The organism is Paenibacillus sp. GM1FR (assembly GCF_002803315.1).
In the GTDB taxonomy this organism is placed as follows: domain Bacteria; phylum Bacillota; class Bacilli; order Paenibacillales; family Paenibacillaceae; genus Paenibacillus; species Paenibacillus amylolyticus.
Map to the genome: position 1 here is coordinate 211,107 of NZ_MKZL01000001.1, position 10,868 is coordinate 221,974.

Here is a 10,868-nt window from a genome sequence, read left to right on the forward strand (position 1 = left end):
GAGGTGCAGCATATGAAGCATGTTCGGCCCTTCCGAATCAAGTACAAAATTATGGTGATCTGTATGACGGTCATTATCCTTCCGGTATTGGTGATGACAATCAATTCGTATTACTCCTCAGAGCGGTTGTTGGCACAGAACTATACAACGTTGCTAAACGATCTGGCCAAACAGACGAATATTCGCATTGATGAGTTCCTCAAGGAGATTGAGAAAATTTCGCTGCTAGCCAGCAATGGGCTTAGTGACAATCTGTCTGCGACTCATGAAGGGAGTTTTCCGATCCAGGATTTCCTGCGAGAGGGTGATAAACAACATGAGATTGCCGCATACAATATTCTGATGAATTATATCATGATGAAAGATCGCGTATTCTCCATTTACCTCTACAATATGAACGGGGGGCAAGACCTTTTTGTCAGTCCACATCAACCCATTGATTCAAACTTCAAAGTAGCGAACGAATTATGGTTTAAAAAGTTCATGCATGATAAGGATCGAACCATTACACTCACAACACGAATCGACGAGCAATTGGAGAATAAAATACTGGCTGTGTCACACGCTCGCAAAATTCATGATGTGACTAGTGGAAAACTGCTTGGCGTGATTGTTGTCAGCATTGATATCAAATTCATTGAAATCGTCAACCGCAACTTGCAGGAAGGGCTGCGCTCCAGATTCATGATCGTTGATGAGGATGACAAGATCGTATATAACGTGAACGAACGATTAATCGGGACACTGTTCCGGGACAACGTTCGCCCGCCCGAAGCACTAAATGTCGTGGTGACCAGTCCCCTTAGTCAGCAAAAATGGACAACTTACTTATATATGCCTTTGGATGAGCTGACTGCTGATGGCAAAATATTGGGCCGTAATCTGGTGACGCTTGCCATAGTCATTGTTCTTTTTGCTGCCGTCATATCCATCTTTCTATCTCATGTCATCACAACTCCGATTAAGACGCTGCTCCGGAATATCGCTCTGGTCGAAAAAGGTCAGTTTGAACAAGTTGAACCTATTGGCTCAAGAGACGAGATTGGTCATTTATCCATTCGATTTAACAGAATGTCACACGAATTGAAGCGGTTGGTCGAACGGATGCAGCAGGAAGAAATAGAGAAAGCCAAGGCCGAGATGCGTGCGCTCCATGAACAGATCAAGCCTCATTTTCTGTATAATACCCTTGGGTCGGTGAAATGGATTGCCTCAATGCAGCAGGCTGATAAAATCGTGGAAATGACCGATGCACTAATCTCGATGCTCCGCTATGCAACAAAATCCGATGGAACCCTCGTAACCATTCGTGAGGAACTTGATAATATAACGAATTACGTAACGATCCAGAATGTCAGGTACTACGATTGTATTCAGATGAGATATGAGATTGAGGATAGACTGCTAAATTATCGCATGCCTAAAATGATCCTGCAGCCGATTGTGGAGAATGCGATTTTTCATGGTCTGGCCGAACTGGAAGAAGACGGAATCATCACCATTCGTATTCAATCACAGCTGGATGAAGTTGTGATCCAAGTCTGCGATAATGGCGTCGGTATGGATCATCATACGATGCAGAATCTATTGGAAGAAAAGTCCGGTGCAAGTACGGGAACGAATGGGATTGGATTGCATAATGTGCAGCGGCGGATTCAACTTCATTTTGGGAAACCCTATGGAATACAGGTGGAGAGTAAAATAGGTGAAGGTACCATTTTCTCCATTCTGCTGCCTGCCATCCTAGAAACCAAATAGTCATACATGCTTTCATTTATGCATCTCATAATGCGGTACAGCGATCATAAACATAAGTTTAGATATAAACAAAGGGCTCGCAGTATGAACTGCGAGCCCTTTTGTTCACCCTTTGACGCTACCTAGCACCAAACCTTTGGTGAAATATTTCTGCAAGAATGGGTACACGAGTAAAATCGGAATCGCACCCAGGAACATCTGAGCGGCGCGCCCCGTTCTGGCGTTCATCATGGACAACAGCTGCGTATAATCTGACCCAGATTTTAACATGATTTGCTCAAAACTTTGCAGAAGGGTCTGCAGGTAGCTTTGTAATGGATAATTGTCTGGATTGTTCATATAGATAATGCCATCGAACCACGAATTCCAGTGGGCAACGATACTGAACAAACCAACCGTAGCGAGAGCGGGCTTGAGAAGTGGGAGTAGAATACGAAGCAATACCTGTACAGGCCCAGCACCATCGATAATGGCTGATTCTTCAATCTCCTCGGGCAGCCCCCGAATGAAATTCATGAGGATAATCATACTGAATACGGGGAGGGCCCCAGGCAGGATCAGAGACCAGATGGAATCGATTAGTCCCATTTTGACAACCACGAGATAGGTTGGAATTAGTCCTCCGCTGAATAACATGGTTATTATGAAAAATCCCATATAGATATTACGCCCCATTAATTTTTGTTTGGATTTGGAGAGGGGATAAGCCGTGAGTACGATCAGAACCAGATTCACCACCGTTCCGATAACGGTTCGTTGAATGGCTACCCAGAGAGAGGAGAAAAATGATCCTCCAGTTAATGCAAATTCATAGGCTTTTGTCGTAAATTCCACAGGCCAGAACGTAACACTCCCCGCAGATACAGCCGCGCTGCTGCTGAATGAAACAGCCAGCAGGTTGATAAACGGCAGGATACATAGGAGAGAGATTAGAAGCAATATGGTGTAGTTTATGATAAGAAATACACGTCTGCTCATACTTTTATCATAGATCATAATGTAAGTTCCTCCTTCTTAGAAGATACGATAGCCAGCCACTCTGTAAGCCAGGATGTACGATACAGCAACGAGAACACTGGAAATGATCGATTTGAATAACCCGACGGCGGTACCAATTGAATACTGTGCTTGTTGAATTCCTAAACGGTAGACATAGGTATCAATAATATCACCCGTCTGATAGACAACAGGGGAGTAGAGATTATAGATTTGGTCAAAGCCAGCATTGAGTACGTTTCCAAGTGAAAGTACGGTCATTAAAACAATGGTTGGCATGAGTAGAGGCAACGTAATGTAGATGGTTTGTTTCCACCGTTTCGCTCCGTCGATCACCGCGGCTTCGTAAAGTCCCGGATCAATACTGGTCAGGGCTGCCAAATAAACAACCGTGCCAAACCCGAAACCTTTCCATATGTCACTCACAATCATCGTCCAAGGAAAAATAGAAGGTGTGCCAAGAAAGGAGATCGGTGCAATCCCAAATACACTTAGAAATGTATTGATAATGCCGTCGGAGCTAAGGATATCCAGCATGATACCAGCCATAATGACCCAAGAGAGGAAGTTCGGAATGTAGACAAGGGTTTGAAATGTACGTTTAATTCCACTGTGTAGTACCTCATTAAGCAGTAATGCAAAAATTACGGGTACGATTATACCACCGATAATCTTAAAGACAGACATGTACAATGTATTCCAGATCGTTCTTACAAAGTTCGGCTGATTAAATATGTGGGTAAAATTATCCCATCCTACCCATGGCGAGTTGAAGCCGAGGCCCGGATTGTACTTCTGAAACGCAATAATAAGTCCATAGAAAGGGATGTAACAAAAGATGAAGACCAAGACCAGGCTTGGAATCAACATGAGATGGTAAGGACTCTGCTGCTTCCATTTTCTCAACATTCATATTCCTCCGTTCATCGTACGCCAAATGTAATCGCTATCAAATAAAGGGGAGGGATGACCCTCATCCCCTCTTTGTGACAAACGAGATTATTTCTTCCCGTAGGCTTCATTAACTGCCTGAGTTGCGTCATCGCCCCCGGCTGCACGCCAATTCTGGACAATAACATCGAAATAATCGATACTTTCGCTACCCATAATGATCTTGGTGAAGCCTTCGGTCAGGATATCATCCAAGGTTGTTCCGTAGCTTGAAAGTATTTCTGGCGTAACACCCCATAAGGCCGTCTTTGTATAGTTCTCGCTGTCCAGTACTTTCTTGGCAAGACCATACGCATTCTTTGGAGCCCCTTGTTGCAAATAATCACCAACTGCTCCTGGGGTTGCATTCTCGATGAATTCCACACTGTTGTTATATTTTTGCCACATCCCCGAAGTTGTGAGTCCACTGGTATCCTTGGATTGAAGGGCAGCGGAGACCGCCTCAAATTGCTCGTAATCGGAATTCGGATTAAGTACACGGAACGCTCCAACAACATGGGCAATATCGTTGTCCAGCAAGGCGGATAACGTTTCTGTGGATTCCTTGCCATTGCCTTCGTCCACAATATAAGCGTAGTCGTTCAAAATTTTGATCACTTCTTCTGGGCTCTTAAATCCCTTTTTCATAACGATATAATTGTTGTTGGCGAAGAAAATGGATTGTTTGGCTTCTTTTCCATCAACGGTAGGGATGATATAAGGGTAGAAGATAGCGTCCTTACCCAGATTGGATACTGTGTCGACACCCGGATTATAACCCCACCATTGGTAATAAGGTTGCATTCCCACTTTGCCGGCTACGATATCCGCGTTCATCGCATTAAAGTCTTTGATTGCAAATTCCGGATCAATGATGCCTCGCTTGTACCATTCTGACCACTCAGCCAGCGCATTTTTCATCTCAGGCTGCACGGAGCCGTACACAAGTTTTCCAGTGCTATCCTCCATCCACATATCCGGATGCGCATTCCATGCAATGGCCAGCAGGTTGAGGTAATCCAACGATTGGTCTACCGCTATACCATAACCACCGTGCTTTTCCATGAATTTGAGTGCGATATTTTTGATGTCTTCCACAGATTTCGGATCTTGGACACCCAATTCTTCTTTCCAGTCGTTCCGGATCCAGATGAAGTCTGGTTGTTCAATTAATCCCCAGTGCATCTGTGGTATCCCGTATAGCTTACCGTCCTTCTTTCCAGATTCGTAACTGTCTGCATCTGCTTCCATGTAACCTTTGAGACGATCTGAAGCGTATTGATCAAAGACCTCGGAAAGGTCCATGACCATATCTGCTTCGACTAACTGTCTCAGTTGTGATGGATTAACTCTGAATACGTCAGGAAGATCGTTCGATGCGATAGCCAAATTGAGTTTTGTATCGTACTCATCGCTGACCCAGTCTGTTTTGACATTGATATTAAACTTCTCTTTGTATCGCTTAATCCATACATTGTTGGTGATATCGTCGCCCTTTGGATATTTTGCTGAAGTGTATTCTGAGGTTACGGTATGAATGGTTGTCGTTCCAGCCTCGTTGGAATCCGTGTCCGTCGTTGAACCTTTATCAGCACCGCTTCCATTGCTACAGGCTGCGAGTAATAAGGCTGACATGCACACAGACAAGACTAAGGCTTTCGTTTTCTTGTTCATTTCTTTTCCCCCTTATCAGTCATATTTCAATAACGCTTACTTGAAAATATTCTAAACGAGAAAGGGGGAACGTGATATAAAGGTTATTGACGAGAACTGGTATCTTTTTTTACTTTTGAGTTGTAGCGGAGAAAAGAATAATGAGCTTTGTGCACTTTTTTTACTTTGTGCTCCTTCTTTTTTTACTCATGTCTCCAAAAATTGCTTTAGATGACGATCGATAACGAGTGAATCCTCTTCGTTTGCTCCGATTCCAAAGCAGTGTCCCCACTTGGACTCTACAGGTTGATACACCGCGTTTGGCATATGCTGAGCATCATACGAACTGTCTTCTGGCGTGAAAAACAAGTCACTTGATCCTGGCATAACGAGTGCAGGAGCAGTGATCTTGCTTAACGCCTGTTCGAAGTTGCCGTCATCTACGGGATTATCGCTAATGTCTCCATAGATTCCTGTACGTAGCATGGTAATCAAGTCGTTAGCATCGAAGGGAAGAAATACCTGATCCCAGTAATCTTCTACATAAGATTTTAAGGAGTCGTACCCCTCAGATTGGTACAATTTCTCCAAATAGTATGCCTGCGAGAACCCCCATGGAGCATAAGCTCTTCCCATCGCTGCGAGACCGGCAACCGGAGGGCGCTCATATCTACCATTTTTATAATTCGAATCTGCCTGTAATGCCGCGATCATTGCTTCGAATACCAACTGTGTATGGGGTCTGCTCTTTGCCGTTCCGCCAAAGGGGGCAATACGCTCAACCATCTCAGGATAACTGGTTCCCCATTGATAAACCTGCATGGCTCCCAGAGACCAGCCCACAACAAGTTTGATTTTGGAGATACCGAATTTTTGAGTGATGAGTTGATGTTGGGCATGTACATTGTCATACATGGAGATCATAGGGAAGTTGTTCTTATCATATGGGGCAGGGGTATTACTTGGAGAAGACGATAACCCGTTACCTAACATATTGGGCACAACGATAAAATAACGACTGGGGTCCAGCGCTTTGTCCGTTCCAATTAACCATTCATTATCTGTGTGAATTCCAGCAAACCATGTTGGGACAACAATAACATTGTCCTTTGCCGCGTTTAAGTTTCCATAGGTCTTGTAAGCGATAAAGGCTTGAGGGAGCTGTTGCCCCGATTGAAGTAATGTATCTCCTAGGTTATATGTTTCATAATTGTTCATAGATTGATTCTCCTTATAAAATAGTAATAACTTGATTTCACTCTACATTACGTCTATTATCAATTCAACGAAACGTTATCGAACATATCATTCATTTATTTTGAACTTAGGAGGTGCCTGACTCATGGAAATACGCCAGCTAAAAACCTTTTGGACACTTGCATCGACCTGCAGCTTTAGTCAAACTGCTGAATTATTGAGCTATGTACCGTCTACCATAACCATGCAAATCAAATCGCTGGAAGAAGAGCTCGGGGTGAAATTGCTGGATCGATTAGGCAAAAAGGTTGTGTTAACAGATGCTGGCCAACAGTTTCTGCCGTACGCCACTAAGATATTAAACGATGTAGAGGAAGCAAAGTGTATATCCAGTCAGCACGGAGAATTGGCGGGAACGGTTGTGATCGGAGCAGACGAAGTGCTGTGTGCATATCTTCTTCCAGCCTTGTTCAAACGCTTCCGAGCAGACTATCCTGGTGTGCGGTTATTGTTCCGCCCCTTGTCTGGGCAAGAGCTTAAAACAAGTCTGAGAGAAGGGCATGCCGATGTCGTTTTTGTATTGGATGAGCCTATTAATTCCAGAGACCTTCATTCAGAGTTTTTAAAGGATGAGACCTTTCAAATGGTGGTTTCTCCCGATCATATGTTAGCATCGCGTTCCGAGTTGGTCATTGATGACTTCCACAAACAGCATTTTTTGCTGACCGAAAAGAACTGTTCGTATCGCACTTATTTTGACCAATCCATAACGAAGAAAGGTGCAGATGCTCTGACAGAGCTGGAGTTTCATAGTGTAGAAGCCATTAAACAATGTGTTGCGGCTGGTCTAGGGATCGCTTTATTACCTGAAATGGCTTTGAAGAAAGAGTTGAGCGATGGGGAAGTGGTTGCTCTGCCGTGGGATTTATCAGATATATCCTTTTCTGCGCAAATGCTCTGGCATCGGGAAAAATGGATCTCTCCGTCCATGGCTGCTTTCATGGAGGTCGCCAAGAGTGAGTTGATTTGATTGTTCAGAATTTGTTTAGATGTATGTGTTAAAATACTCTTCATGGAGATCGTGAGGTTAAATGGAATCAACCTTTAACAACATGATACAGATATATATGGGGGATTAGCAATGGAGAGAAAGATTAGAAATTCTGCAAAAGCATTGATCATTAAAGACGGGAGAATGCTTGCAATGAAGCAGGATGATAATGATGAAGTCATCTACATTCTGCCTGGTGGGAGCCAGAATGCAGGTGAAACCCTGACGGATGCGGTGAAGCGTGAAGTTGCGGAAGAAATCGGAATAGATGTAGAACCGTTATCACTGGAATTCGTAATTGAAGGGGTATACGGTGAGGCTCTTCATCGTGTAGATTTTGTTTTTTTATGCGAGTACATAGGTTTGATGGACCAAGATAGTTCTATTCTGCCAAATGACGAAAATCAGGTGGAATATGAATGGCTCGAAATTAAAAATATATACGAACTACCTTTATTTCCTGCAAAATTACGAAAGCAGATCATTAGATTGGTTGATGGAGAAAAAACGGTTATGTATTTAGGAAATGAGGAAGATGACGACCTGAATAGTTAGATGTGTACACGTCGTAAACAAGCGACCGTCTTGTATTTATAAAGGAAAGGCTGTTTCAAAGGACATGATGGTCCAGTGAAATAGCCTTTTTGCCGTTGAACAAAGTGTACAGAGCGATTCAAAAATGAACATCTATGATAAGGGGTTACACTAGGCCAGGAGTTATAGTTCTTGTTGCTTCACGCCTGCTGTCATATTTTTCTGACCCCACATTACCATGGATTCAATTAAAGGAACCAATTCCTTGCCTGATTCTGTGAGCGAATACTCCACTCTCGGTGGCACCTCGTTATATTGCTCCCGATGCACGATGCCGGAATGAATCAAATCCTTCAAACAGTTCGTTAACATCGTTCCGGTAATGCCAGGCAGTCTTCTTTTTAATTCATTGTAACGTATACAGTCATTTTCACTGAGGATTGCCAGGATCGGAAGATTCCACTTGCCTCCAATGACCTGAAATGCATAAGTCGCTGGACATAACTGATCGAAATTAAAGTCGTATTTCACTTGATACCCTCCAATAGTATACTTTTTGATACTAAGTCAGAAAAAGAATCGTACTTGTTCAGAAGATTGTAGACATTATAATCAAACTAACACAAGAAAATCAATTCATAAGACAATATAAAGGCGGGATAAACGTGAGTAACGAATCAATGATGTGTGATCTGGAAACAGGCGTATGTGGTGTGAATGAGGAAGAGGCGATGCAAGAAATCAATCTGAATCATGTTGAGAAAAGGATAACTCTATATTACGCAACAGATCCGATCTGCTCTCACTGCTGGGCGCTTGAGCCTGTGCTTCATCGGTTTATTGAGGAATACGGCCATTATTTTACGCTACAAATCAAAATGGGTGGGCTACTGGCTAACTGGAATGGTTTCTCGGATGGCGCTAACGGGATTCAGAAACCTTCGGACGTTGCAGCGCATTGGAAGGAAGTGGGTGAACATTCACGCATGCCCATCGACGGTTCCTTATGGCATGATAATCCAATACTTTCTTCCTATCCGCCATCTCGCGTATTTAAGGTCATTCAGAGTACACACCCTGGGAAAGAGCAGGACTTTTTAAGACGTGCGCGTGAAGCCGTATTTGTATTTAATCGAAATATTGGAGAAGATGATGTGCTGACGGATATCGTCAATCAACTGGGTTTAAATGGTAAAGAAGTGGTTGAGGCGGCTGCACAGCAATCTGCACAAGAGTTATTAGAGGAAGACTTTGAGAGTGTGGCTAGTTTGGGAGTTAGAGGTTTCCCATCCATTATCATTGTGAATGAAGAGAACCAGGGTATGAAAATTGTCGGAGCGCGTTCTCTTGAAACATATGTGCAAGCACTTCAGGAGGTGCTTGGTGGTGATCTGAAACCCAAACAGATAACCTCGTTGGAGCAGAAAATCAATGAGGGACACCTTCTTTTTTCTAAAGAAATGGAGGTCTTGTACGATATCGAAAAGAGTGATATTGAATCATATGTGAAATCTGAATTGGCAGAGCACACATATCGTATGGGTCATATTTTGAATGAGATGTATATTGAGCATATCTGAGGCAGGAGCCATGTCAGAATCTTCCTGCTTTTGGCACACGGATGTGTTATTCGCACAGGCAAGTCGTCCACCCATTGCGTAGACTGAAGTAGATCAAGTCAAGTGAGGTGAATTCCATGGCTAAAACCAATGAAATACACGTCCGGGTGAAACGGCTCAAGGATCGCCCAGTCTGCGTGACTCTTCATAATGGCGAGACGTATGTCGGGTACATCTCTGGCGTTAACAGCGAAGGCGTAGTGCTTACCGGGGGCGGAAAGCTTACACAGGCGGCAATCACAGCACCCTCATCTGAAGGCAGTGCTCGCAAAACCAAACCTAAAGCAGGGGCTACGAGAAAAACAACATCCTCTCGAAACCGTAAACGGGTGAACAGCACACGTAAGTCGAAAGTACGATCCCGGTCGATGTCTCGCTCAACGTCTAGGCAAGCCCAGGTATCCTCTTTCATGCCTATGCTAGGCTCATTGTTAGGTGGCTTTGGCGGTGCAGGCTCGATTGGAGGTATGTTAGGCGGGGGTATGCGGTTGTTTGGCATGATCCAGCGGTTTACACCTGTGGTCAAAATGGGGTATGGCATGATTAAGCAGATTCAGCCATTTATGGGGGCAGTTCAAGGGCTGATGACTCCAGCAAGCCAAGCAGCTCAGGCTGAAACCGAAGGTGAAGAGGAAGCACAACAAGGATAATACTTGAAATGAAAATCGTGAATTAGAACACAACCTTCGTTGCATTTGGGAAGGAAGCATTGCTAGTGTGTGGGGTGATCTGATCTCTTTCTGATCTGTTCTATGCCTTATCTTCCCCGCTAGATGCTTAACTGCAAGCTGCTCTCCGTACGTCAAACGGAGGGTGGCTTATTTGCTTATACTGTATATGAGGTTCAAACCAGCTCGATTTCGCATGCTTGCTCAGCGCTAACGAACCTCAGAAACCTTATTCGGGTCAATATCAAGCCATTAAAATTCTAACGAATATGACAAACCCTATTTGCTGCAAAGTGTAGGAGATAGTATGAAAAAGGGGGCTGATTCTGCAACATTGGAGCTAGAATAAAAAGTGGACACCCGTTAACGGACGGAAGGATAATAAGACTAACGGAGGTGTCCACATGGGAGAACAGCGGCAACGATATAACGAAGAATTCAAGAAACAAACGGTCAAATTCA

At 43.7% G+C, this 10,868-nt stretch carries 10 protein-coding genes; 5 read left to right on the forward strand and 5 right to left on the reverse strand.

Annotated features, from left to right (window positions below):
• The first annotated feature begins 12 nt into the window (after nt 1–12).
• Complete coding sequence (locus PAEAM_RS00905; RefSeq protein WP_100526292.1) at nt 13–1,758, forward strand: cache domain-containing sensor histidine kinase; 1,746 nt, start codon at nt 13–15, stop codon at nt 1,756–1,758.
• Between the two features lie 105 nt (nt 1,759–1,863).
• On the opposite strand, the gene PAEAM_RS00910 is transcribed toward PAEAM_RS00905, so the two are convergent.
• From PAEAM_RS00910 to PAEAM_RS00925, 4 genes are all read right to left on the reverse strand, one after another.
• Nucleotides 1,864–2,754, reverse strand: a complete 891-nt coding sequence (locus PAEAM_RS00910; protein WP_100526293.1) for a carbohydrate ABC transporter permease — start codon at nt 2,752–2,754, stop codon at nt 1,864–1,866.
• Between the two features lie 18 nt (nt 2,755–2,772).
• Nucleotides 2,773–3,663 (reverse strand): ABC transporter permease, encoded by an 891-nt coding sequence (locus tag PAEAM_RS00915; RefSeq protein WP_036615758.1) that lies wholly within the window; start codon nt 3,661–3,663, stop codon nt 2,773–2,775.
• A gap of 90 nt (nt 3,664–3,753) precedes the next feature.
• Nucleotides 3,754–5,358 carry a type 2 periplasmic-binding domain-containing protein gene (locus tag PAEAM_RS00920; RefSeq protein WP_100526294.1) on the reverse strand — a complete coding sequence of 535 codons (1,605 nt, stop codon included), beginning with the start codon at nt 5,356–5,358 and terminating at the stop codon, nt 3,754–3,756.
• Nucleotides 5,359–5,544: 186 nt separating this feature from the next.
• Nucleotides 5,545–6,555, reverse strand: a complete 1,011-nt coding sequence (locus PAEAM_RS00925; RefSeq protein ID WP_100526295.1) for an alpha/beta fold hydrolase — start codon at nt 6,553–6,555, stop codon at nt 5,545–5,547.
• Nucleotides 6,556–6,679: 124 nt separating this feature from the next.
• Here PAEAM_RS00925 and PAEAM_RS00930 point away from each other — a divergent pair, with 124 nt between their 5' ends.
• A complete protein-coding gene (locus PAEAM_RS00930) occupies nt 6,680–7,564 on the forward strand; it encodes a LysR family transcriptional regulator (protein WP_100526296.1) in 885 nt (294 codons plus the stop codon).
• 111 nt (nt 7,565–7,675) lie between these two features.
• Entirely contained in the window at nt 7,676–8,140 is a 465-nt protein-coding gene (locus PAEAM_RS00935; RefSeq protein ID WP_100526297.1) for an NUDIX domain-containing protein, read from the forward strand.
• A gap of 162 nt (nt 8,141–8,302) precedes the next feature.
• Here PAEAM_RS00935 and PAEAM_RS00940 read toward each other — a convergent pair whose 3' ends face one another.
• The gene (locus PAEAM_RS00940) at nt 8,303–8,650 is read right to left on the reverse strand and encodes a winged helix-turn-helix transcriptional regulator (protein WP_100526298.1); all 348 of its coding nucleotides are present in this window, start codon (nt 8,648–8,650) and stop codon (nt 8,303–8,305) included.
• 134 nt (nt 8,651–8,784) lie between these two features.
• Here PAEAM_RS00940 and PAEAM_RS00945 point away from each other — a divergent pair, with 134 nt between their 5' ends.
• Together PAEAM_RS00945 and PAEAM_RS00950 are read left to right on the forward strand one after the other, a co-directional pair.
• Nucleotides 8,785–9,699, forward strand: a complete 915-nt coding sequence (locus PAEAM_RS00945) for a DsbA family oxidoreductase (protein ID WP_100526299.1) — start codon at nt 8,785–8,787, stop codon at nt 9,697–9,699.
• Nucleotides 9,700–9,815: 116 nt separating this feature from the next.
• Complete coding sequence (locus PAEAM_RS00950; RefSeq protein ID WP_100526300.1) at nt 9,816–10,388, forward strand: hypothetical protein; 573 nt, start codon at nt 9,816–9,818, stop codon at nt 10,386–10,388.
• The last annotated feature ends 480 nt before the right edge of the window (nt 10,389–10,868 follow it).